The sequence below is a fragment of the Nocardia sp. NPDC060259 genome, from assembly GCF_042728775.1.
Taxonomy (GTDB): Bacteria; Actinomycetota; Actinomycetes; order Mycobacteriales; family Mycobacteriaceae; genus Nocardia.
On record NZ_JBHXAY010000006.1, the window covers coordinates 72941 to 96825 of the forward strand.

General features: G+C 69.6%; 22 protein-coding genes. 16 read left to right on the plus strand and 6 right to left on the minus strand.

What is annotated here, in order from left to right:
- Window positions 1–87 precede the first annotated feature (87 nt).
- Entirely contained in the window at window positions 88–3714 is a 3627-nt protein-coding gene (smc, locus tag ACFWF2_RS04770) for a chromosome segregation protein SMC (protein WP_379304637.1), read from the plus strand.
- Between the two features lie 71 nt (window positions 3715–3785).
- Window positions 3786–4418, plus strand: coding sequence for an HAD family acid phosphatase (locus ACFWF2_RS04775; protein ID WP_379304639.1), 633 nt, complete (start codon window positions 3786–3788; stop codon window positions 4416–4418).
- 171 nt (window positions 4419–4589) lie between these two features.
- On the opposite strand, the gene ACFWF2_RS04780 is transcribed toward ACFWF2_RS04775, so the two are convergent.
- On the minus strand, window positions 4590–5813 hold the full coding sequence (locus ACFWF2_RS04780) for an MFS transporter (RefSeq protein WP_379304641.1): 1224 nt from the start codon (window positions 5811–5813) through the stop codon (window positions 4590–4592).
- A 163-nt stretch (window positions 5814–5976) separates the two neighbouring features.
- A complete protein-coding gene (locus tag ACFWF2_RS04785; RefSeq protein WP_379304643.1) occupies window positions 5977–6888 on the minus strand; it encodes an NmrA/HSCARG family protein in 912 nt (303 codons plus the stop codon).
- Between the two features lie 112 nt (window positions 6889–7000).
- Between ACFWF2_RS04785 and ACFWF2_RS04790 the strand changes: the two genes are divergently transcribed.
- Complete coding sequence (locus tag ACFWF2_RS04790; RefSeq protein WP_379304645.1) at window positions 7001–7798, plus strand: TetR/AcrR family transcriptional regulator; 798 nt, start codon at window positions 7001–7003, stop codon at window positions 7796–7798.
- Here the strand turns inward: ACFWF2_RS04790 and ACFWF2_RS04795 are convergent.
- Window positions 7782–8171, minus strand: coding sequence for a DUF2237 family protein (locus ACFWF2_RS04795; RefSeq protein ID WP_019048221.1), 390 nt, complete (start codon window positions 8169–8171; stop codon window positions 7782–7784). The genes ACFWF2_RS04790 and ACFWF2_RS04795 overlap by 17 nt on opposite strands.
- Window positions 8172–8326: 155 nt before the next feature.
- On the opposite strand from ACFWF2_RS04795, the gene ftsY reads away from it, so the two are divergent.
- The 6 genes from ftsY to ffh all read left to right on the plus strand — a co-directional run bounded on the left by ftsY (window position 8327) and on the right by ffh (window position 16363).
- Window positions 8327–9790, plus strand: coding sequence for a signal recognition particle-docking protein FtsY (ftsY, locus tag ACFWF2_RS04800; RefSeq protein ID WP_379304647.1), 1464 nt, complete (start codon window positions 8327–8329; stop codon window positions 9788–9790).
- A 291-nt stretch (window positions 9791–10081) separates the two neighbouring features.
- Window positions 10082–11428 (plus strand): ammonium transporter, encoded by a 1347-nt coding sequence (locus ACFWF2_RS04805; RefSeq protein ID WP_379304649.1) that lies wholly within the window; start codon window positions 10082–10084, stop codon window positions 11426–11428.
- A 5-nt stretch (window positions 11429–11433) separates the two neighbouring features.
- Entirely contained in the window at window positions 11434–11772 is a 339-nt protein-coding gene (locus ACFWF2_RS04810; protein WP_110036141.1) for a P-II family nitrogen regulator, read from the plus strand.
- Between the two features lie 79 nt (window positions 11773–11851).
- A complete protein-coding gene (locus ACFWF2_RS04815; RefSeq protein ID WP_379304651.1) occupies window positions 11852–14296 on the plus strand; it encodes a [protein-PII] uridylyltransferase in 2445 nt (814 codons plus the stop codon).
- A 134-nt stretch (window positions 14297–14430) separates the two neighbouring features.
- A complete protein-coding gene (locus ACFWF2_RS04820; protein ID WP_229739554.1) occupies window positions 14431–14745 on the plus strand; it encodes a hypothetical protein in 315 nt (104 codons plus the stop codon).
- A 55-nt stretch (window positions 14746–14800) separates the two neighbouring features.
- Window positions 14801–16363, plus strand: coding sequence for a signal recognition particle protein (gene ffh, locus ACFWF2_RS04825; RefSeq protein ID WP_379304653.1), 1563 nt, complete (start codon window positions 14801–14803; stop codon window positions 16361–16363).
- A 52-nt stretch (window positions 16364–16415) separates the two neighbouring features.
- Here ffh and ACFWF2_RS04830 read toward each other — a convergent pair whose 3' ends face one another.
- Complete coding sequence (locus ACFWF2_RS04830; RefSeq protein ID WP_379304655.1) at window positions 16416–17207, minus strand: 3-oxo-5-alpha-steroid 4-dehydrogenase; 792 nt, start codon at window positions 17205–17207, stop codon at window positions 16416–16418.
- A 105-nt stretch (window positions 17208–17312) separates the two neighbouring features.
- Between ACFWF2_RS04830 and ACFWF2_RS04835 the strand changes: the two genes are divergently transcribed.
- From ACFWF2_RS04835 to trmD, 7 genes are all read left to right on the plus strand, one after another.
- A complete protein-coding gene (locus ACFWF2_RS04835; protein WP_379304657.1) occupies window positions 17313–18131 on the plus strand; it encodes a nuclear transport factor 2 family protein in 819 nt (272 codons plus the stop codon).
- A gap of 122 nt (window positions 18132–18253) precedes the next feature.
- Complete coding sequence (locus ACFWF2_RS04840) at window positions 18254–19348, plus strand: amidohydrolase family protein (RefSeq protein WP_379304659.1); 1095 nt, start codon at window positions 18254–18256, stop codon at window positions 19346–19348.
- Window positions 19349–19594: 246 nt separating this feature from the next.
- Window positions 19595–20173, plus strand: a complete 579-nt coding sequence (locus ACFWF2_RS04845) for a Uma2 family endonuclease (protein WP_379304660.1) — start codon at window positions 19595–19597, stop codon at window positions 20171–20173.
- 197 nt (window positions 20174–20370) lie between these two features.
- A complete protein-coding gene (gene rpsP, locus ACFWF2_RS04850; RefSeq protein ID WP_379030953.1) occupies window positions 20371–20805 on the plus strand; it encodes a 30S ribosomal protein S16 in 435 nt (144 codons plus the stop codon).
- Window positions 20805–21047: an RNA-binding protein gene (locus ACFWF2_RS04855; RefSeq protein WP_019048210.1), complete on the plus strand. Its 243-nt coding sequence runs from the start codon at window positions 20805–20807 to the stop codon at window positions 21045–21047. The genes rpsP and ACFWF2_RS04855 overlap by 1 nt, the downstream gene beginning before the upstream one ends.
- The gene (gene rimM, locus ACFWF2_RS04860) at window positions 21048–21572 is read left to right on the plus strand and encodes a ribosome maturation factor RimM (RefSeq protein WP_379304661.1); all 525 of its coding nucleotides are present in this window, start codon (window positions 21048–21050) and stop codon (window positions 21570–21572) included. It begins immediately after the preceding gene.
- Window positions 21573–21575: 3 nt separating this feature from the next.
- Window positions 21576–22259, plus strand: a complete 684-nt coding sequence (gene trmD, locus ACFWF2_RS04865) for a tRNA (guanosine(37)-N1)-methyltransferase TrmD (RefSeq protein ID WP_379078877.1) — start codon at window positions 21576–21578, stop codon at window positions 22257–22259.
- Window positions 22260–22268: 9 nt separating this feature from the next.
- On the opposite strand, the gene ACFWF2_RS04870 is transcribed toward trmD, so the two are convergent.
- Both ACFWF2_RS04870 and ACFWF2_RS04875 read right to left on the minus strand, forming a co-directional pair.
- The gene (locus ACFWF2_RS04870; protein WP_379304663.1) at window positions 22269–22637 is read right to left on the minus strand and encodes a VOC family protein; all 369 of its coding nucleotides are present in this window, start codon (window positions 22635–22637) and stop codon (window positions 22269–22271) included.
- Between the two features lie 343 nt (window positions 22638–22980).
- Complete coding sequence (locus tag ACFWF2_RS04875; protein ID WP_379304665.1) at window positions 22981–23832, minus strand: response regulator transcription factor; 852 nt, start codon at window positions 23830–23832, stop codon at window positions 22981–22983.
- Window positions 23833–23885: the final 53 nt, after the last annotated feature.

Below are 23885 nucleotides of genomic sequence, written 5' to 3' on the forward strand. Positions count from 1 at the left end.
ATCCGGCTCGATGCCACCACCGCCGGCCGCGTGTCTCAATCCTCTCGCACCTAGGTCTGGCCTGAATCCCGGAGAGGCGGGCCAGCCTTGCACCTGAAGAGCCTGACGTTGAAGGGGTTCAAGTCCTTCGCGTCCGCGACCACGCTGCGCTTCGAACCGGGGATCACCTGCGTCGTCGGGCCGAACGGATCCGGTAAATCGAACGTCGTCGACGCCCTCACCTGGGTGATGGGTGAGCAGGGTGCCAAGGCGTTGCGGGGCGGCAAGATGCAGGACGTCATCTTCGCCGGCACGACCGGGCGCGCGGCGCTCGGGCGCGCCGAGGTGACGCTGACGATCGACAATTCCGACGGCGCGCTGCCGATCGACTATGCCGAGGTGTCGATCACCCGGCGGATGTTCCGCGACGGCGCGGGCGAGTACGAGATCAACGGCAGCAGCTGCCGGCTGATGGATGTGCAGGAATTGCTGTCGGACTCCGGTATCGGGCGCGAGATGCACGTCATCGTCGGTCAGGGCCAGCTCTCGGCGATTCTGGAGTCCCGGCCGGAGGATCGGCGCGCGTTCGTCGAAGAGGCCGCGGGTGTGCTCAAGCACCGCAGGCGCAAGGAGAAGGCGGTCCGCAAGCTCGACGCGATGCAGGCCAACCTCGCCCGGCTCACCGACCTCACCACCGAACTGCGCCGCCAGCTCAAGCCGCTCGGCAGGCAGGCCGAGGTGGCGCGGCGCGCGCAGACCGTGCAGGCCGACCTGCGCGACGCGCGGCTGCGGCTGGCCGCCGACGACCTGGTCACCCGCCGCCACGAGCTGGAGTCCCAGCTCAGCAAGGAGGCCTACGCCCGCGAGCAGCAGATCACCGTGCAGTCCGAGCTCGACGCCGCCAATGCCGCACTCGCCCAGCAGGAGTTCCAGCTGTCACGGCTGAGCCCCAGCGCCGAGGCGGCCGCGCAGACCTGGTTCCAGCTCTCGGCGCTGGCCGAGCGGGTCAATGCCACCATCCGCATCGCCGGTGACCGGGCCAGGCACCTGCACACCGAGGCACCCGTCGGCACCGGCCGTGATCCCGACCAGCTCGAGGCCGAGGCCGACCGGATCGAGGCCGAGGAAGCCGAACTGCGCTACGCGGTGGAGATGGCCACCGAAACCCTCGAAGCCGCCCGTGAGGCCCTCGCCGATCGCGAGTACGCGGCCAAGGCCGCCGAGCAGGCACATCTGGCCGCCGTGCGCGCCATCGCCGACCGCCGCGAAGGCCTGGCCCGGCTCTCCGGTCAGGTCGAGAACCTGCGCACCAGGGCCCAATCGGTCGACGCCGAGATCGCCCGCCTGTCGGTCGCGATCGCCGACGCCCGCCACCGCGGCGAGGCCGCCCAGGTCGAATACGACTCGGTGCAGGACGAACTCGGTGAACTCGACGCGGGAGAGAAGGGGCTCGACGCCCAGCACGAACACGCCGTCGCCGCCTTGGAACTGGCCGACGAGCGCGTGCGCGAACTGCGTGAACAGGACCGCGAGGCGAGCAAGCTGGTCGCCCGGCTCGGCGCCCGCATCGAAGCGCTCGGGATGAACCTGGCCCGCAAGGACGGCGCGGCCTGGCTGCTCGAACACGGCGTGAGCGGGCTCGGTGACCGGCTGTCGGCGCAGTTGCGCGTCGAGGGCGGCTTCGAGGCCGCGGTCGCCGCGCTGCTCGGCCCGCTTGCCGACGCGATCACCGCCGACACCTCCACCGCCGCCGACGCGGCCGTCCGCGAGCTGCGTTCCGGGGACGGCGGCCGGGTCGCCTTCGTCTTCGCCACCGCCGGGCTGGTCCCCGCCGAGCGTGGCACCCTGCCCGCCGGCGCGCGCTGGCTCGCCGAGGTCGTCGACGGCGCCGAACCGGTGCGTCCCGCCCTCGCCGCGCTCACCGCGGGCGTTGTCGTCGTCGACGATCTGGCCACCGCCTCCGAGCTCGTCGCGCTGCGTCCCGAACTGCGCGTGGTCACCCGCGACGGCGATCTGGCCGGTTCGGGCTGGATCGTCGGCGGCTCGGAGCGGATGCCGAGCCAGCTCGAGGTGCAGGCTGAGATCGACACCGCCACGGCCGAATTGGTGGCCGCCCAGCGCAGGGCCGAGGAACTGGAAGCGGCGCTGGCCGGTGCGCTGGCCGAGCAGACCGACCGCAAGGACGCCGCCGACCACGCCCTGATGGCGCTGCACGAATCCGATCAGGCGCTGCTGGCGATCTACGACCGGCTGGCCCGCGTCGGCCAGACCGCCCGCGCGGCGCAGACCGAGGGCGAGCGGCACGCCGCCCAGCGCGCCGAAGCCGAATCCGCGCGGGAGAAGTCCCTGGCCTCCCTCGCCGAACTCGAGGACCGGCTGCGGCACGCCGAGATGGAACACGACGGCGACGACGACAGCTACGGCGCCGCGGGCACCGAGTCCGCGGGCCGCGAACGCGAGGAAGCCGCCGCCGCGCTCGCCGAGGCCCGCACCATGGAGGTCGAAGCCCGCCTGGCCGTGCGTACCGCCGAGGAACGCGCGGAATCGGTACGCGGCAAAGCGGATTCGCTGCGCCGGGCCGCCCGCGCCGAACGCGAGGCAAGGGCCCGCGCCGAACGCGCGCAGGCCGCCCGCCGCCAGGCCGCCGGCGTGGCCGCCGCCGTCGCGGAGTCCGGCGCCAAGATCGCGCACGAGCTCGAGCAGGTCGTGGCCGCCGCCGCGGCGCGCAGGGACGAGCTGGTCCGGCGGCGCGGGGAATGCGCCGCCGCGCTGGAACAGGTGAAGGAACGGGCGCGGGCGCTGACCACCCAGCTGGCCCAGCTCACCGACGCCGTGCACCGCGACGAGGTCGCCAAAGCCCAAGCGGCCCTGCGCATCGAACAGCTCGAGACCACCATCTCCGAACAGTTCGGCATCGCCCTGGCCGATCTCGTCGCCGAATACGGACCCGATGTCCCGCTGCCGCCCTCGGCGCTGGAACTACAGGAGTACGAGGACGCCAAGGAGCGCGGCGAGCAGGTCAGCGCGCCGCAGCCGATGCCCTACGACCGGGCATCCCAGGAGCGCCGCGCCAAACGCGCCGAGAAGGACCTCACCACCCTGGGCAAGGTGAATCCCCTTGCGCTGGAAGAGTTCGCGGCGCTCGAGGAACGCTACAACTTCCTCGCCACCCAGCTCGAGGACGTCAAGAACGCGCGCAAGGACCTCCTCGATGTGGTCGCCGAGGTCGACGCCCGCATCCTGCAGGTGTTCACCGAGGCCTACGCCGACGTGGAGCGCGAATTCGTCGGCGTCTTCGCCAAGCTGTTCCCCGGTGGCGAGGGCAGGCTGGTGCTCACCGACCCCTCCGACATGCTCACCACCGGTATCGAGGTGGAGGCCAGGCCGCCGGGCAAGAAGGTCAAGCGGCTGTCTTTGCTTTCCGGTGGCGAGAAGTCGCTGACCGCGGTCGCGTTGCTGGTCAGTATCTTCCGGGCAAGGCCGTCCCCGTTCTATGTGATGGACGAGGTCGAGGCGGCGCTGGACGACACCAACCTGCGCAGGCTCATCGGGTTGTTCGAGCAGCTGCGGGAGAAGAGCCAGCTGATCGTCATCACGCACCAGAAGCCGACCATGGAGATCGCCGACGCGCTCTACGGCGTGAGCATGCGTGGTGACGGCATCACCCAGGTGATCTCGCAGCGGTTGAACCGGGCCGAGGTGGCCGATGCCGATCCGGTGGGCGCGCCCGCGTAGCAGTCCCACTGTGCGGGATTGTGAAACTGCGATACGTTTCATTGGCTCGGTCCGCTGTTAGCGTGCGATAGATGAAACGTCTTACCGCATCGCTCGTCGCCGGTGTCGCGGCCGCGCTCCTCGCTCCACTGCCCGCCGCGGGCGCCGACACCGGGTCGTCGTCCCTGTCCGGTGGCGGCTCGTCCTCGCTGTCGGGCAACAAGTCCGAGTTGCCGCCGTACGCGCAGTGGATCGGCGAGATCACCCCCGTCGTGGCCGAGGCGAAGACCTATCTCGCCGGTCGGCTGCCCGGCGCGACCCGGCCCGCGATCGTCTTCGACATCGACAACACCACGCTGGAGACCTCCTACAACACCGGCCTGATCATCCCGGCGATCCAGCCGGTGCTCGGCCTGGCGACCTGGGCGAAGCAGAACGGCGCCGCGATCATCTTCGTCACCGGCAGGCCCGCCCTGGTCAACGCCTACTCGCAGGCGAATCTGACCTCGGTCGGCTATCCGGTCGACGCGCTGTACGGCAGCGCGCCGACCACGCTGTCGGCGGGCAATGCCGGTCTGGCCGAGTACAAGACCGCGAGCCGGGCCGACATCGAGAGCAAGGGCTACACGATCGTCGCCAATATCGGCAACAGCCCGACGGACCTGTCGGGCGGGCATGCCGAGCGCACCTTCAAGTTCCCGGACTACGACGGCGCACTGAACTGAGCCGCGCGGTGCGGCCCACCGGCGCCGGGTAGACCGGGATTCGCGCGGCGCCGGGGGCGCACCGACCCCGGCACCGCGCGCGTGCAGCATGACCCCGCGCTGCCGCGTCCACGCCCGCACCGAACGCCCCACGCGCATGCGGCGGCCCGAACTCACCTGAGCACGAGATCGTCACTCAGGGTGCCTGCTGTGCTCGGCCGGAGCCGAGTCACCGGATGTGGTCGTCACCAGGATCGCCGCGACTCCGATGGACAGTGCCGCGATCATGGCGGTCGCGGTCCAGCCGAACCACGCGACCGCGGCGGCCCCGATGGCGGTGCCGAGGCTGCCGCCCACGAAGTACACCAGCATGTAGACGCTGTTGAAGCGAGCGGGCGACGCCGCGTCGATGGCGAGCACGGTGCTTTGATTCGCGACCTGGGCGGCGAAGAGACCGGCGTCGAACAGCACGAGGCAGACCAGCGTCCCCACGGTGCTGGTGAGCATGCCGCCGACGACGATCGCGGCGGACCCGGCCAGGGCGAGGCCGACCAGGATGACCCGCCGCGGGCCGACCCGATCGGTCCACGCGCCCGCGATCCGCGTCGCCGCGATGCCCGAGAGCCCGGCCAGGGCGTACAGGCCGATCCGTTCCGCCGAGTACGACAACGGCGGCTCGGCGAGCGCGACCGCGAGTCCGCTCCACACCGCGCAGAACGCGAAGAACCACAGCGCGCCGCGGATCGCCGCGATCCGCAGCGTGGCGTGGTGCGTCAACAGGCCGGGGAGGGAACGCAGCGTCGCGAGGTAGCCGCGGTCGGTCGTGCCCCGGTTGGTCGGCAGCACAGCCAGGCAACCGAGCGCGACGCACGCGCAGGCACCGGCGACCGCGAGTTGCATTCCGCGCCAGCCGATCTCGTCGGTGAGCCACCCACCGACGATGCGCCCGGCCAGGATCCCGGCGGAGATCCCCGCGGTGACGATGCCGAGGATCGTCGCGCGCCGCCGCGCTGGCGCGAGCCGGCCCGCCACCGAACTGAGACCGGCGCCCACCGCCGAACACGCGCCGACGACCCCGATCACCAGCCCCAGTTGCCACGCGCTGTCGACCGCCGCGCACGCCGCCGACGCCACCGACAGCACCCCGAATTGGATCGCGAACAGCCGCGCGGGCGAGTAGCGGTCGGCCAGCGGAACAAGGAGACCGAGCCCGACCAGGTACCCGACCGGCCCACAGGCCAGCGCGAATCCGACGGCGGCGATCGACGCGCCGACGGAGTCCGCGACCGCCGCGATCGCGGGCTGCAACGGGTAGAGGGCCGCGGTCCCCAGGGCCGCGGCCAGCGACATGAACAGCACGAGGGAGCCACGCAGCGCCGTGCCGGTGGGCATCGTGGCGACAGATTCAGCATTCACACCGACCGACGGTAGGAAGCGGCCGCACCGGTCGCTGGCGGGATACCGACACCACCGTCGCTGCCCGCCGACCGGGTCGTGCGGTGCGGCGGGCGGCGCGGCGGATCGCCCGGCGGGTCCACCCGGCACAGCGGTGCGACACGCTCGGAGGGCGGATCGGAGGTCAGACAGCCGGTGCCGGCTCGTCGAGGCGGGCCAGGATCTTCTCGGCGCCGCCACGGGTCAGCCACTCGGGCAGTCGCGTGAGCTGGGGATACAGCTGTCGCAGGGCGGGCAGGTCGGCGTGCCAGCCGCCGGTCTCGCGGATCAGGCGCCAGGTGTTGCCGAGCTGCGGCCCGATCGCCTCGGCTTCGGCTTCGGTGACTTCGCGGTAGTGGACCGGGCGGCCGGTGGCCGCGCTGATGGCGGCCGCGGCGTCGACAGGGGTGATCGCGTCACTCGCCAGTTCCAGGGCGCGGCCGTGCCAGCCCTCGGGGTCGGCGAAGGCGAGCGCGGCGAACGCGCCGATGTCGTCGAGGGCGATCATCTGCAGTGGCCGATCGGCCGGGAACAGGTGCGGGTGCTCGCCGCCAACGCGGACCCCGTCGACAGGGGAACCCTGCAACAGGTAGTTCTCCATGAAGCGCACCGGGCGAAGCAGCGTATAGCGCAGGCCCGAGGCGACGATCGCGTCCTCGATCTGCCGCTTGCCCTCCTGACCCCACGAGTCGGCCGCGCCCATGGTGGCGATGCCGGAGAAGACGATCTGCTCGACGCCTGCCGCGCCTGCCGCGTCGACCATCGCGATGCCACGCTGAGCCTCCAGGCCCGCTGTCCAGCCGCTGGGTCCGTAATCGGCTGGGGGAATGAGGAATACGGCACGCGCGCCGGTCGCCGCAGCACGCAGCGAGGCAGGGTCGTCGAAATCGCCTGTCGCCAGGTCGGCGCCCGCGTCGACCAGAGCCCGGGCCGCCGCAGTGGCGGGATCGCGGACGAGGGCGCGTACCGGATGACCGTCGGCGAGCAGTTTCCTGGCGGTGACGCCGCCCTGTTTGCCGGTCGCGCCGGTGATCAGAACGGGATGTGCTGATGACATTGCGGATGAGCTCCGTTTCGTTCCCTACAATCGGGTCGGGCGACCCGTATTCCGGACGGTACGGACGGTTCGACCCGGTTGGCCAGGCGTAGTGCAGGGAAGGCGTAACGAAATGACCGTCGACAACGGCGTGGAACCCGCGATCAGAGCGGACGCCCGGCGAAACCGCGCCCTCGTCCTCGCCGCGGCGCAACGCGCGCTCGCCGAGCGGGGGACCACCGTCTCGCTGGCCGAGGTCGCCCGCCGCGCCGGTGTCGGCGCGGGCACCGTCCACCGGCATTTCCCCACGAAAACCGACCTGTTGGAAGCGGTGATGCAACAGCGGGTCGACCGCCTGGCAGCGCTGGCCGCCGATCACCTCGCCGACCCTGACCCCGGTGCGGCCTTCTTCGCCCTCTGCACCCATGTCATCACCACGACGCCCGGCAACAAAGACCTCTGCGACCTGGTGCAATCCGACGACGGCTGGCCGCGCGCCCTCCTGCGCGGCGCGGGCAACCGCTTCCACCGTGCCCTCGGCGCACTGCTCACCGCAGCCCAGCGTCAGGGCGCGGTCCGCCCCGATGTCACCATCACCGAAGTCCTCGACATCTTCACCGGATGCGTTGCGATCCAACGACATCGGCGCGCCGGCGATCCCTTGGCTCCGGCCGTCGTCCGCATCCTCGATGCGTTGCGAACCCGACCGTCACGCGTAACGGAATCCGCGAAAGCTGACCGTGACGAAACCCGTGGACGTGACGAAACCTCGCCACCGCGCTGCCCCGTCTGCGCCGGACCCGTTCACCGGTCCACCACCGGCAGACCCGCTCGCTACTGCTCCCCGGCCTGCCGCCAGAAGGCTCACCGACGGCGCCACGCTCACCCGCCTCGCGAGGAGCTGTCGTCGACCCCTACAACAGGTCGCTGACGTCGTCCGGGACGTCCACGGCGTACTTGCGCAGAATGTCCATGGAGATGACCTCCAGGGCGTTCTCGTGTGTCGCGGCCAGCACCACCGGTGCGGCGACCCCGTCCTCGTGCGCGTGCAACCAGCGCACCGCCACCACACACCAGCGGTCGCCCGGCTGCAGGCCGGGGAAGTTGTTCTCCGGACGCGGAGTGCTGAGGTCGTTGCCGATGGATGCCTGATGCTCCAGGAATTCCGCCGTCACGACGGTGCACACGGTGTGGCTGCCGAGATCCTCCGGACCGGTGCTGCAGCAGCCGTCCCGGTAGAAGCCCGTGAGAGGATCGGTGCCGCACTCTTCCAGCGGCCCCCCAAGCACGTTTCGATCGGTCACGCCGCCGATCCTATGGGGCGAGCGCCAGAAGTTCCGCAGGACAACGAATCTGTAGTGATTCCCCGGCGAGCCGACGGGCCCTTTCCCCAGCTACCGACCCGCCGCGCCGACGCCGCCGACGTGGGACGATCGGCCGCCCGAATAGACTCGGCCGGGTGAGTTCGCAAGCGTGGATCCTGATCGCCGCGATCGCCGCCGTGCTGTTGGTGGCGCTCGTCGCGGGTTTCGTCCTGTACAAGCGGCGCCAGATCTCCCTGGCGCCGCCCGAGCCGGACAAGGAGTTGACGGACAAGTCCGGTGGCTACACCGCGTCCGGGGGATTCAACTTCAAACAGGGCGGGGCGGCCACGCTGCCGCGCCCCGAACCGGCGCCCGAGCGGACCGATACCGAGGGGCAGCCGCACGTCGGTGACGATGCGGCCGTCCCGCGCGACGCGCCACGGCGCAGCATCACCGACGTCCCGCTGCCCGAGACCGACGTGCGGGTCACCGAGGACGTGGTGGTCCCCGACGACCTCAGCACGCTCGATACCACCGCCCCGCCCACCGAGATCACACCCGCCGACACCGCCCCGGTCGAGGAAGTGCCGGCAGAGTCCGCGCCTGTCACGGAATCGGCACCCGCCGAAGCGCCCGTCGAGACCGCGCCCGCGGAGGTCGACGCCGTCGCCGCCGCCATCGAAGAGATCGACCCCACCTCGGGCAGGCTGGTCCGCCTGCGTGGCCGCCTGTCTCGCTCGCAGAACGCCGTCGGCAAGAGCCTGCTCGGCCTGCTCGGCGGCGGTGACCTCGACGAGGACTCGTGGGAGGAGATCGAGGACACCCTGGTCCTGGCCGATATCGGCACCGCGAGCACCGCGAAGATCGTCCAACGCCTGCGCGAGGAGATGGCCACGCGCAGCGTGCGCACCCCCGAACAGGCCCGCGCCACCCTGCGTGACGTGCTGATCGAGGCGCTGCGCCCCGAGCTGGACCGGTCGATCCACGCGTTGCCGCACGCCGATCACCCGGCGATCCTGCTGGTCGTCGGCGTGAACGGCACCGGCAAGACCACCACCACCGGCAAGCTGGCCCGCGTCCTCGTCGCCGACGGCCGCCGGGTGCTGCTCGGCGCCGCCGACACCTTCCGCGCCGCCGCCGCCGATCAGCTGCAGACCTGGGGCGAACGGGTCGGTGCGGAGACCGTGCGCGGTAAGGAGGCAGCCGACCCGGCCGCCGTCGCGTTCGACGCGGTCACCGCGGGCATCGATCGCGGCGTCGACGCCGTCCTCGTCGACACCGCGGGTCGCCTGCACACCAAGACCGGCCTGATGGACGAGCTGGGCAAGGTCAAGCGGGTCGTCGAGAAGAAGGCCGAGGTCGACGAGGTCCTGCTCGTCCTCGACTCCACCGTCGGCCAGAACGGGCTGATGCAGGCCAGGGTGTTCGCCGACGTCGTGGACATCACCGGCGTTGTGCTGACCAAGCTGGACGGCACCGCCAAGGGTGGCATCGTGTTCCAGGTGCAGCACGAGCTCGGTGTTCCGGTGAAGCTCGTCGGACTGGGTGAGGGCGCCGACGATCTGGCGCCGTTCGAGCCCGGCGCCTTCGTCGACGCCCTGCTCGGCACCACCTCCTAGCGTTCCCCTGCTGCCCGCCCGATCCCAGCGATCGGGCGGGCAGTGCTTTTTCCAGGGGAAACGCCGCATCAGCCTCCCGCCGCGAACCCCGGGTGAACCGCACACTCATACCGGCCTCACCGTGAGCCCGCAGGTGGTGGACAAACGCACGAAACGTGGAAGCAACACAACAGCGCAATCCGTTCACTCAGGTGAAACACCACTGCTCAACGGATGAAACACCGAGTGGCGACCCTCTGTACAGGTCCTTTTGCCGTCATCGGCAGGGCCCGAGATGAGGAGGAACACAAGGTGGCATTTCCCGTAATCGGCGCACCCGACGCCGGTGACACCGCATGGTTGCTGACCGCATCAGCACTCGTGCTGCTGATGACGCCGGGCTTGGCGTTTTTCTACGGCGGTATGGTCCGTGGCAAGAACGTCCTGAACATGATCATGATGAGCATCTCGGCGATGGGCCTGGTCACCATCCTGTGGTGTCTCTACGGCTTCTCGGTGGCATTCGGCGAGGACAAGGGCAACTTCCTCGGTGACCCGCTGCAGTACTTCGGCCTGAAGGGCGTGTTCGGCGGTCAGTATCTGGCCACCACCGACCCGGAGGCGCCTGCGGGCATTCCGCTCGCGGGCACCATCCCGCTGTCGGTGTTCGTCGCCTTCCAGCTCATGTTCGCGATCATCACCGTCGCACTCATCTCGGGCGCGGTCGCCGACCGCCTGAAGTTCGGATCGTGGCTCCTGTTTGCCGGAATTTGGGTCACCGTCGTCTACTTCCCCGTCGCGCACTGGGTCTTCGCCTTCGACGGCGTCACCGCCGAGAACGGTGGCTGGATCGCCTCCGGTATCAAGGCGATCGACTTCGCGGGCGGTACCGCGGTCCACATCAACGCCGGTGTCGCAGGTCTGGTCCTCGCCGTGGTCCTCGGCAAGCGAAAGGGCTGGCCGAAGACTCCGTTCCGTCCGCACAACCTGCCGTTCGTGATGCTCGGCGCCGGTCTGCTGTGGTTCGGCTGGTACGGCTTCAACGCGGGCTCGGCGGTCGGCGCCAACGGCATCGCCGGTGCCACCTTCCTCACCACCACCATCGCCACCGCGGCCGCCATGCTCGCCTGGCTGCTCGTGGAGCGTCTGCGTGACGGTCACCCGACCTCCCTGGGCGCGGCCTCGGGCATCGTCGCCGGTCTGGTCGCCATCACCCCGGCGTGTTCGTCGGTGAACGTGGTCGGCGCGCTGGCCATCGGCATCGTCTCCGGCGCGCTGTGCGCCCTGGCCGTCGGCTTGAAGTTCCGCTTCGGTTTCGACGACTCGCTCGACGTCGTCGGCGTCCACCTCGTCGGTGGTCTGGTCGGCACCCTGATGGTCGGCCTCGTCGCCACGGCCGAAGCTCCCGCGGCTGTCGATGGTCTGTTCTACGGTGGTGGAGTCGAGCAGTTGAAGCTGCAGGCTGTCGGTGCCTTCGCCGTCCTGGCCTACTCGCTCGTCGTGACGGCCGTCATCGCCTACGCGATCAAGTTCACCATCGGCCTGCGCGCGAGCGAAGAGTCCGAGTCGGCGGGTCTGGACGAGTCCGAGCACGCGGAAACCGCATACGATTTCACTGCTGTGGGTGGCACGGCACGCTCGCTCGTCAAGGAGGCATGACGAACATGAAACTGGTTACGGCAATCGTCAAACCGTTCACGCTCGAAGATGTGAAAACCGGGCTGGAACAGGCAGGCGTGCTCGGCATGACCGTCAGCGAGGTCCAGGGTTACGGCCGCCAGAAGGGCCACACCGAGGTCTACCGCGGTGCGGAGTACTCGGTGGACTTCGTTCCGAAGGTCCGGGTCGAGGTCGTCGTCGACGATGCGTCGGTCGAGAAGGTCGTCGAGGTGATCGTCGAGGCCTCGCGCACCGGAAAGATCGGTGACGGCAAGGTGTGGGTGACCCCGGTGGACACCATCATTCGCGTCCGCACCGGCGAACGCGGAAGCGACGCACTGTAATTCGGCAGCAACGCACGGATATCGATCGAGCGGCGGCCCCGCTCCCACCGGCACGACCGGTCGGGGCGGGGCCGCCCGCATGAATGGCGGTGGGACTGTGGCACAACAGAACGGCGGTATTCAGCACAACGGGGCGGCCGACCTGGTCAAGGCCAGGGCGCAGCTGCTCGACGGGGCGGGGACCCGCAATCCGCGCCTCGATCCGGAATCCCTGCGCGCGGCGCTGGTCGACCTGTTCGAACTCTGGCTGACCAGCAAGGGCAACGAGCTGGGCATCACCGCCGACAGCGGCCTGGCCGTCGTCGCGGTGGGTGGCCTCGGCCGCCGGGAGATGCTGCCGTACTCCGACCTGGATCTGGTACTGCTGCACGACGATGTCGACCCCGCCGTGGTGTCGGAGATCGCCGACAAGCTCTGGTACCCGCTCTGGGACGCCCACATCAAGCTCGATCACAGCGTGCGCACGGTGCCGCAGGCACTGCGGGTGGCCGCCGACGACATGATCGCCGCGCTCGGCCTGCTCGAGGCCCGTCACATCGTCGGCGACGAGGACCTGTCCAACCTGCTCATCGGCGGGGTGCGACGGGAATGGCGGACCGGCATCAGGTCCCGTTTCGACGACCTGATCGCCCAGACCAACGCCCGCTGGCAGCGCAGCGGCGAGATCGCCCACCGCGCCGAACCCGACCTGAAGAACGGCCGCGGCGGTCTGCGCGACATCCAGCTGCTCGACGCGCTAGCCATCGCCCAGCTGACCGACGCCATGCCGGGCCTCGGCCCCGAGGTGCCGGGCGGCGGCCTGAAGCAGGCGCACCGCAGGCTCCTCGACGTGCGCACCGAACTGCACCGGGTCGCCGGTCGCGCTCGCGACCAGCTGCGTGCCCAGGACGCCGACGAGATCGGCGCGGCGCTGCGCATCGGCGACCGGTTCGACTTGGCCCGCACGCTGACCGATTCGGCCCGCACGGTGAGCTATTCGACCGACGTCGGCCTGCGCACCGCGGCCAACGCGCTGCCGCGCCGCGGCCTGGCCCGCCTGCGCCGGATGCCGGTGCGCCGACCACTCGATGAGGGGGTGGTCGAGCACGCCGGCGAGGTGGTGCTGGCCAGGGACGCGCGGCCACAGCGCGATCCCGGCCTGATCCTGCGGGTCGCCGCCGCCTCGGCGCAGACCGGGCTGCCGATGTCGGCGACCACGCTCAACCGCCTGTCCGAGGAGTCGCCCGAACTGCGCGAGCCGTGGCCCAAGGACGCGCTCAACGATCTGCTCGTGCTGCTGGGCGCGGGCCGCGGCAGCATCGATGCGGTCGAGGCGCTCGATCGAACCGGGCTGTGGGGCAGGCTGTTTCCCGAGTGGGGCGCGGTGCGCGACCTGCCACCCCGCGACGCGCTGCACACCTGGACCGTCGACCGGCACCTGATGGAGACCGTCGCCTACGCGGGCGCGCTGAGCACCAGGGTCGCCCGGCCCGACCTGCTCACCCTCGGCGCACTGCTGCACGACATCGGCAAGGGCAGGGCGGGCGATCACAGCGTGGTCGGCGCCGAACTCGCCACCCACATCGGGCGCAGGCTCGGCCTGTGGCCCTCGGATGTACGCACCCTCAGCGCCATCGTGCGCCACCATCTGCTGCTGCCCGACACCGCGACCCGCCGCGATCTGGCCGACCCGGAGACGGTGCGTCAGGTCGCCGACGCGCTCGACGGTGATGTCGGCCTGCTCGAACTGCTGCACACGCTGGCCGAGGCCGACTCGATGGCCACCGGCCCCGGCGTCTGGGGCGACTGGAAGGCCTCGCTGATCGGCGACCTGGTCCGCCGCTGCAAGCTGGTCATGGCGGGGGAGCCGCTGCCGCAACCGGAACCGATCGACCCCGCCCTGCTGGACAAGGCCGGGGCCGGTGGCGTGCACGTCACCCTCGCGCCGGGTGAGGGCAAGCACACCTACGTGGTGACGGTCATCGCCCCCGACGAGCCCGGCCTGCTCTCCGACGCGGCGGGCGTGCTCGCCCTGCATTCCCTGCGTGTCCTCTCGGCCGCGCTCGGCGCGGCGGGAGACTCGGCGATCAACACCTTCGTCGTGACCCCGAAGTTCGGTGACCCGCCCGACGCGGGCCTGCTGCGGCAGGAGCTGATCCGCGCGACCTCCGGCGCGCTGAATCTGCCCGAAGTGCTGGCCAAACGCGAGGCCGAGGCCGTCGGCGCCGGGCCGGGCCGCTACGCGCGGGCAGTGCCGCGGCTGATCTGGTCGACGAGCGGCGCGCCCGGTCAGGCCATCCTCGAACTGCGTGCCGAGGACCGGGTCGGCCTGCTCAGCAGGCTGGCGGGTGCCTTCGCCGCGACCGGGGCGAACGTGCGGTGGGCCAAGGTGGTCACGATGGGTTCGGCCGTGGTCGACGCGTTCTGCCTCGATCTCGGCGACGCCGACAGCCCGCAGCTACGAGACCGCATCGAAAAGGCCGTCCTGGACGTCGTTCCGCATCCGGCGCCCGCCCCGCCGTCGGCGGCGGATGTCACCGACTGAGATCATCAGGACACGGTTTACTCACCGATTGCTATCAGGTTGCCCCGCAAACCGTGATCGCTGCCCGATCGGTCGAGAATGGACCTATAGCATTCGAGAGGTCTGGCTGTCACTCGTACGAGGGGAGCAGATCTGTGGCTATCGAAGTCGTTTCCGCATCGATGATGACCAGCGACGCGACCGCGCACATCGCGCGCTGCGTCGGTGGTGACCTGTGGGTGGTTTCGTGGCTACCCGGGCGCACACTCACCGGATCCCAAGCCCTGGCCGCGATGACCATCGCGTCGACCACCGCACGGCACATCGACAGCCCCGATGCCGAATGGCAGCGCATCGAGGCACTCGCTCGCGAACTCGGCCTCACCGGCAGGGAAGCGGTGTACCTCGTGAACATCGAGAATCACGAGTTGTGCCGCACCACGCCACCGCACGTGCGCCACCGGGAATAACACCCATTACCCTGGGAGGGCAATAGACGTCCCTTTCAGATCAGGAGCGCGATCGGTGTTCGAATCCCTGTCCGACCGGCTTACCGGTGCACTGCAGGATCTGCGCGGTAAGGGGCGTCTGTCACCGGCCGACATCGACGCCACCGCGCGCGAGATCCGCCTCGCGCTCCTCGAAGCCGATGTCGCGCTGCCCGTGGTGCGCGGCTTCATCGCCAACGTCAAGGAGCGCGCCAAGGGCGCGGAGGTCTCCGCGGCGCTCAACCCGGCGCAGCAGGTCGTCAAGATCGTCAACGAGGAGCTCGTCGGCATCCTCGGTGGCGAGACCCGCAGGCTCAACCTCGCCAAGAACCCGCCGACGGTCATCATGCTGGCCGGTCTGCAGGGTGCGGGTAAGACCACCCTGGCGGGCAAGCTCGCCAAATGGCTGAAGGGTCAGGGGCATCAGCCGATCCTGGTCGCCTGTGACCTCCAGCGCCCTGGCGCGGTCACCCAGCTGCTGGTCGTCGGTGAGCGCGCCGGCGTGCCCGTGTTCGCGCCGCACCCCGGCACCTCCGTCGGCGGCGGCGAGAACCCGCTCGGTATCTCGGCAGCCGACCCGGTCGGTGTCGCCCGCGCCGGTGTCGAAGAGGCCAAGGCCAAGCAGTACGACGTGGTCATCGTCGACACCGCGGGCCGCCTCGGTATCGACGCCGAGCTCATGCGCCAGGCCGCGGGCATCCGCGACGCCGTGCAGCCCGACGAGACGCTGTTCGTCCTCGACGCGATGATCGGTCAGGACGCGGTCAGCACCGCCGAGGCGTTCCGCGACGGCGTCGGCTTCACCGGTGTCGTGCTCACCAAGCTCGACGGTGACGCCCGCGGTGGTGCCGCGCTGTCGGTCCGCAATGTGACCGGTTCGCCGATCATGTTCGCCTCCACCGGTGAGAAGCTCGAGGACTTCGACGTCTTCCACCCGGACCGGATGGCCTCGCGCATCCTCGGCATGGGTGACGTGCTCACCCTGATCGAGCAGGCCGAACAGGTCTACGACGCCCAGCAGGCCGAGGAGACCGCCCGCAAGATCGGCAGCGGCGAGCTCACCCTCGAGGACTTCCTCGACCAGATGCTGGCCATCCGCAAGATGGGCCCGATCGGCAACCTGCTCGGCATGCTGCCCGGCGCCGGTCAGATGAAGGACGTGCTCGCCCAGGTCGACGACAAGCAGCTCGACCGGGTGCAGGCCATCATCCGCGGCATGACCCCCGCCGAGCGCGACAACCCGAAGATCATCAACGCCTCCCGCCGCCTGCGCATCGCCAACGGCTCGGGCGTGCAGGTCTCCGAGGTGAATCAGCTCGTCGACCGCTTCTTCGAGGCCAAGAAGATGATGGCCATGATGGGCCGTCAGATGGGCCTGCCCGGTTCGCGCCGCGGCAACACCAAGAAGGGGAAGAAGGGCAAGAAGGGTGGCCGCGGCCCGACCCCGCCGAAGGTGCGCGGTGGTTTCCCCGGTATGCCCGCCGGGATGCCGGGCCTGCCGCCGGGCATGGACCTGTCGCAGATGCCGCCGGGTCTCGATCAGCTGCCGCCCGGTCTGGACGGTATCGACCTGTCGCAGCTGAAGTTCCCCAAGAACTGATCAGACAGAACACCGCGGTCGAGGTTTCGACCGCGGTGTTGCTGTGTCCGGCTCAGATCACGCCGGGGATCAGGGCTTTGCGGTGCGCCGGGTAGTCGACGAACTTCTCCCGGTACCAGCGATGCGTCGCGAAGGCGCGCGGCACCAGGTTGCCCGCGGTGATCAGGAAGATCGCCACACCCGCCAGCGACCAGGTCAGCAGCGCGAACCCGGCCCAGGCGATCAGTTCGCCCAGGTAGGCCGGGCTGCTGACGAACCGGAAGCCGCCGCCGTACGGGATGCGGTACTCGGCGGCGCCGGGGTTGTCCTTGTCGCGCAGATTGCGCACGATCGCCTCGGACCGCACCAGCAGCGCGAATCCGCACAGATACACGACGAGCCCGATCAGGAACCGAGGGTCGGTGAGCCAGGCGGTGCCGTACTGGTTCTTGTAGTCGTTGCTGAAGAACGCGCCGTTGAGGTAGCCGTGCAGCGAGGTCACGAACACCCCGGCCGCGACCACCGAGAAGTTGAAGCTGCTCTTCTTGCCCGGCACCTGCCGGATCGAGAGCGGGAAGAACCAGCCGCGATTGCCGTAGTGCAGCAGCCAGATCGCCGCCAGCACCAGCGGCACCGGTTCGAAACGATCGGGGCCGCTGAAGTAGAACACCGCGAAAACGACGGTAGCGGGCAGTTCCATCAACCACCAGCCCAGCTTGGGGTTGAGATTGAAGCCGATCGAGGTCGAGGCGAAGCGGCCGTAGGGACTCTGCGCGAACAGCCCGCCAACGATCACGAACGCGGCGAAGGCGAAGGCGATGGCCAGCACCGTGTCGTAGGTGGCGTTCCCGGTGTACCAGTCCATCGAGATTCCTTTGTCCAACAGCGCGCCGGGCACGATCGCCGACGCAAAACTAGAACACGTTCTATCATGGATCGGGCAGGGGAAGCGTGACTATGGAGGACCTACATGCCGTTGGATCGGACCGCTGAAGACCTGCTGGCGGCGGTGCAGGCGTCGCCGCGCGCGGTGGCAGCGCACGACAAGAACACCTGGGTCGGCCTGTTCGTCGACAACGCCGCGGTGCACGATCCCTACGGCGCGCGCGAGCACATCGGCCGGGAGGCGATCTCGCGGTTCTACAACGTCTTCATCGCGCCCAACTCCATCGTCTTCCGGGTCGAACGCGACCTCGTCGCGGGGCGCACGGTGGTGCGTGACCTGCATATCGAGACGACCATGTCGACCGGCGCCACCGTCATCGTGCCCATGCACCTGCGCTACGACCTGATCGAATCCGGGGGCGGCTGGCGGATCGCGCGACTGGCCGCGCACTGGGAACTGGCGGTGATGATCCGGCGGCTGCTCGGCACTGGCCCGTCCGGGCTGGTGGCCGGGTGCAAGCTCGGCCCGCAACTGGTCACCGAGCTGGGCGCCGGTGGGGCGATGGGCATGATGCGTGGTCTGCGCGGTGTCGGCGCGACGGGCAAACGGGTCGTCGGCCGGTTGTTCGGCGCCGCCGCGGCGGGCGATGTGGCCGGTGTACGGGACCTGCTCGGTGCGCGTGCGGCGGTGGAGCTGCCCGCCGGGCATCCGGTCGACGCGGCGGAGTTCGCCGAGCTCGCGCGAGACATGGAGTGGGACAAGCTGATCGCCGCCGGGCGCACGGTCAGCGCCAGCGTGCGGATCGGCGTGGCGCGCGGCGTGGCCTTCGTCGACTTCGCGGCCGACGAGCCGCGGATCGTGGCCGTGACGGTCTTCCTCGACGGGCCGCTGCCCGGCCGCTAGCCGTTTTGTTCCGGCCGCCGGGCGCGAACCGAGGCGATGGCGGACCGGCGCGCCGCCTGACCCGGGTGCGTTGGCCGATCACCGGCGGTAGGTTGGGGCCAGGCCGAGGTCTGGAGGTTCGTGTGCATCTGCGTGGTGTGGTTCTTCCCGGCGACGAGGAACGTGATCTGTGGGTCGTCGACGGTGTCGTCACCTTCGAGCCGGTTCGCGGGGCTGAAACCCTCTGTCACACAGGGTGGATCGTGCCCGGCCTCGTCGATGCGCACTGCCACGTCGGCATCCGCTACGGCGGCGGCGACGAGTCCCGCGACGGTGCGATCGAACAGGCGGAGACCGAACGCGACGCGGGCGCCCTGCTGCTGCGCGACGCGGGCTCGCCGATCGACACCCATTTCATCGACGAGCACGCCGAGCTGCCCCGCATCATCCGCGCGGGCCGCCACATCGCCCGCCCGAGGCGCTACATCCGCGAACTCGGCATCGAACTCGACGACGAACGCGACCTGCCCGAGATCGTCGCCGAACAGGCCCGCTTCGGCGACGGCTGGGTGAAGATCGTCGGCGACTGGATCGATCGATCCGTCGGCGACCTGCGCCCGCTGTGGAGCGACGACATCCTGAAGCAGGCCATCGACGCCGCCCACGCCAACGGCGCCCGCGTCACCGCCCACGTCTTCGGCGAGGACGCCCTGCCCGGCCTGATCAACGCGGGCATCGACTGCCTCGAACACGGCACCGGCATCACCGACGACACCATCGAACTGATGCTCGCCAACGGCACCGCCCTTGTCCCCACCCTGATCAATATCGACACCTTCCCCAGCATCGCCGACGGCGCCACCAAGTTCCCCGTCTACGCCGCCCACATGCGCGACCTGCATCGCCGGGTCCGCGACACCGTCGGCCGCGCCCACGAGGCAGGCGTCCCCATCTACGCGGGCACCGACGCGGGCGGCGGCATCCGCCACGGCCGCATCGCCGACGAGATCGCCGCCCTCACCGGCGCGGGCCTGTCACCCCACGAAGCCCTCGGCGCCGCCTCCTGGAACGCCCGCACCTGGCTCGGCCGCCCGAGCGTCGACGAGGGCGCCCCCGCCGACTTCGTCGTCTACGCCGACGACCCCCGCGCCGACCCGGCCGCCCTCACCGACCCGCAATGGGTCGTCCTGCGCGGCCTCGTCGTCAAAACCCCGAACCCCGTCACCGGCCACCGGTGATTGGTGGGGCGGTCGCGTTTGCGGAGTTGATGGGCGTTGCGCACGCACTACGCGCATCGACCTGGGCGAACTCTGTGTATTTCGCACGTGCTACGCACTCAGCCCTGGACAAGCTCTTATACAGTGGGGTCGAGCGGTACCGCTAACCAGTTTCCACGAGGTTCGTCGGTCACCGCGTACCTCCGGGTATTGCACGAGTTCGGTTCGAGCGAGCGCGACGCGAACGGGAGATCGGACGGAATGACCATGAGCGCCGAGGTTTCGATGTTTCACCCGCTGGGCCCGAATACTGTGGAAGATTGGCTCGTCGAAGAGCAGCCGGCCGATGGATCGCGACTCGAACTCATCTGGGGGTACCTGTACATGACGCCGCCGCCGGGTGGTCCGCATCAGTACGCCTCGTTCGAGTTGGCCGTGATGTTGCGAGATGCGCTGCGGGCAGCGGAACGGTTCGACCTCCACGTTCTTCCTGCTGTGGGTGTTCGTATCAGCACGCCCTTGCGTACCGCGTTCATCCCGGACATCTCCGTGGTGGTCGGTGGGATCAACCATGTCAGCTTCGCGGCCGAGAACATTCTCCTCGCGGTGGAGGTCTGGTCACCCGGAAACACTCGGGAAGAGCGCGATACCAAGATCGCGGCCTACGCCGCCGCGCGGGTGCCGTACTTGTGGATCATCGAGCTGCCCGACGGTAAGCCGGCTCGATTCTGGGGCTACAGCCTGGGGGAGACCGGCTATCGGCAAGAAGTTTTTGCCCGCGACGGGGAAGCCGTGAAAGTGCCCGGCCCGGTACCGGTCGTCGTCGACACCGCGCAGTTGCGCTGAGGCGGCGGCGGTCGAGCCGATTTCAGCTGCGCTCGACCCGTCTGGCACAATGGTCAACCGTCCTTCCTGGACAGTGTCAGCCCGTCTCCGGTTACGTACCGCGCGGCGGTCACACACTCCATGCGCGAAACCGGACCCGCAGACCATGCGGGTCGCCGAATCGCGTGGTGACCAACTATCGAAAGAGGCAGATCAGCATGGCTGTTCGCATCAAGCTCACCCGCCTGGGCAAGATCCGCAACCCGCAGTACCGCGTCGTCGTCGCCGACGCCCGCACCCGTCGTGACGGCCGGGCCATCGAGGCCATCGGCAAGTACCACCCGAAGGAAGAGCCTTCGCTGATCGAGATCGATGCCGATCGCGTGGCGTACTGGCTGTCCGTCGGCGCGCAGCCGACCGAGTCGGTGCAGCGTCTGCTGGAGATCACCGGCGACTGGCAGAAGTTCAAGGGCCTGCCGGGCACCGAGGGCACCCTCAAGGTGAAGGCCGCCAAGCCGTCCAAGCTCGACCTGTTCAACGCCGCGCTGGCCGCCGCCGACAACGAGCCCGTCGCCGAGGCCGTCACCCCGAAGAAGAAGGCCGCCAAGAAGGACGAGGCCGCCGAAGAGGCCGCCACCGAGGCTGCCGAGTAATGACTGCCGTTGTTGCCGATGCCGTCGAACATCTGGTTCGCGGCATCGTCGCCAACCCCGATGACGTCCGCGTCGAGCTGATCACCGGCCGCCGCGGACGCACCGTCGAGGTGCACGTCCATCCTGAGGACCTGGGCAAGGTGATCGGGCGCGGTGGTCGTACCGCGACCGCGCTGCGCACCCTGGTCGCCGGTATCGGCGGCCGTGGGATCCGGGTCGACGTGGTCGACACCGACGCCTAGATGGAACTCGTCGTAGGTCGAGTCGCCAAGTCGCACGGCGTGCGCGGCGAACTCGTCGTCGAGGTGCGCACCGACGAGCCGGAACTCCGGTTCGCTCCCGGCGCCACCCTGCACGGCAGGATGCCGAAATCCGCGGCGACCCGTGACTACACCGTGAAGTCGGCCCGAGAGCACTCGGGCCGGCTTCTGGTGTTCGTCGACGGCATCGACGACCGCACCGCCGCCGACGCACTGCGCGGCCTGCTGTTCGTCGTCGACAGCGAGTCGCTGCCGCCGTCCGACGACGAGGACGCCTTCTACGACCACGAGCTCGAAGGCCTGCGCGTCGAACTCGGCGACGGCACCGTCGTCGGCGAGGTCACCGAGGTGCTGCATTCGGCCGCGGGCGAGCTGCTGTCGGTGCGCGCCGCCGACGACGGCCGCGAAATTCTCATTCCCTTTGTCACCGCCATCGTGCCGACCGTGTCGATCGCCGATGGACTGGTGGTCATCACGCCGCCCGAGGGCCTGCTCGATCCGGAGTAATTCGTGCAACTCGACGTCGTCACGATCTTCCCGGAGTATCTCGAGCCGCTGCGGACCGCGCTGCTCGGCAAGGCCGTCGACAAGGGCCTGATCTCGGTCGGCGTGCACGATCTGCGTGACTGGACCCACGACGTGCACAAGTCCGTCGACGATTCGCCCTACGGCGGTGGTCCGGGCATGGTCATGAAGCCCACCGTCTGGGGCGACGCGCTCGACGCGGTGTGCCCCGACGACGCCCTGCTCGTCGTCCCCACCCCGGCCGGTGTGCCGTTCACCCAGGCCACCGCGCAACGCTGGTCCACCGAGAAACACCTCGTCTTCGCGTGTGGTCGCTACGAGGGTATCGATCAGCGCGTGTTCGACGATGCCGCCCGCCGCGTCCGCGTCGAAGAGGTGAGCATCGGCGACTACGTCCTCATCGGCGGCGAGGCCGCGGTGCTGGTGATGACCGAGGCCGTGGTCCGGCTGATCCCCGGCGTGCTCGGCAATCAGCAGTCCCACCAGGAGGATTCGTTCTCCGACGGGCTGCTGGAAGGGCCGAGCTACACCCGCCCGGTCTCGTGGCGCGGCCTGGACGTGCCGCCGATCCTGCTGTCCGGCGATCACGCCAAGGTGGCCGCGTGGCGCCACGAGCAGTCCCTGGAACGTACCCGCGAGCGCAGGCCGGATCTACTGCCGGAGCAGTAGAACCCCGGCCTACCCCGATGCGGCGCGGGTGGTGATGGCGAACGGGTGCCCGGCCGGGTCGAGCAATACCCGCCAGCGCGGATCCTGTTGCACTGGAGCGGGTTTGGCGCCGATCGCCAGTGCGTGCTGCTCACACAGATCCAGATCGGCGTCGGCGGCCAGCTCCAGCTGTACCGCGGCGCTGCCCGGCCATTGCGGCGGGAAGTAGTTCTCGACGCGTTGCGCCGCCAGGGTCAATCCCGACGGTATGCGGATACCTACGCTGTGGGCGTCGTTCCACAGCACACGGCCACCGAGCAGCCCGAGGTAGAAGCGGGCGAGGGACTCGGGGTCGTCACAGTCCAGCGAGACGCCGGCCAATTGAAAAGGCTCCGTCATCGGACCGACGGTACCGGTCGGGATGGACGCCGAGATTGTTTTGTCGTAAAGATGTTTGGGTATTCATCGGGGTCATTCGTTGTGTCATCGTCCATGGTGAGGATTACTCGTTCCATCCGGAATGTGTTCGGTGACCGCGGTACTCGGTGCGACGGACGCGGCCGACCGGTCACCGTGCCCATCTGCCCTGGACAGACCGTGCGCCCCTTGGTGATTCGGCGTCCCTGACACTCGGCGCGCTGCGCGCGAGCGAGAGGCGAAACGAGCAGCGGCCGGATCGCCGAACTCGTGCACGGGTGCTCACAGCGACGGAACTTCGCCCGAGAGCGTGACATATTCCACATCAGGGCAGCAGGCGATGACGCCGTGCCAGTGCCACGGCCTCGTGCCGGGTTCGCGCGTCGAGCTTGCTCATCGCCTGCCTCAGGTAGCTCTTGACGGTTTCCGCGCCGAGCGACAGCCGAAGCGCCGCTTCCTGATTCGTGCAACCGAGCGCGATCTGCGCGAGCACGTCGAGTTCGCGCCGCGACAGCCGGGGAACCTCGTCCGACGACTCGCCCGCCAGCACACCGGTCAGCCGATCGCACACACCCGAGAGCCGGTCGCGCATCGCCGCATCACCGGCGGCGGTCGCCATGGCCCGCAGCTCGGCGTGGATCTCGCGCAATTCCTCGGCGACCGCGGGGGTGGCGGCCGGGGCCGGAGCGGTGAGTTCGAGCATCCTGACCCGCCGATCCACCTCGTCGCGGATCGCGATCTCGGTCGCCAGCCGGCTGCCTGCCTGCACGATCACCTCGGTGGTGCGATCACCGAGCGGACCGGCGCCGCGGGTGGCCGCGTAGAGCACGGCACGGGGCCGGTCGGCGACCACGACCGGAACGGCGACCACCGACCGCAATCCCTCGCCGCAGACCGGTCCGTCGTAGTGGTGGGTGATCGAGGACGCGCCCCGGTAGTCGGCCACCGCGGCGGGTCGGTGGTGCTCCATCACCTGCCCGCCGAGCCCGGAGGTACGCAGTACCGACAGGCCGCGCAGCCCGGTGGTGATCGTGCCGACGAACTCGGTGAGCAGCAGTGTGTCCTCGTCGACCGGCCCGCCGAAGACCACCGGAACATTCGCCCGGCGCGCCACCCAGCGGATCTCGGCGCGCAGCGCATCGCCGTCGCGGGGACGCAACAGGGAAGTGGCCGGCATCGGTCACCCCTTTTCGGGGGTAGTGGCGAACGTGAGGTGTGCCACATTCTAGG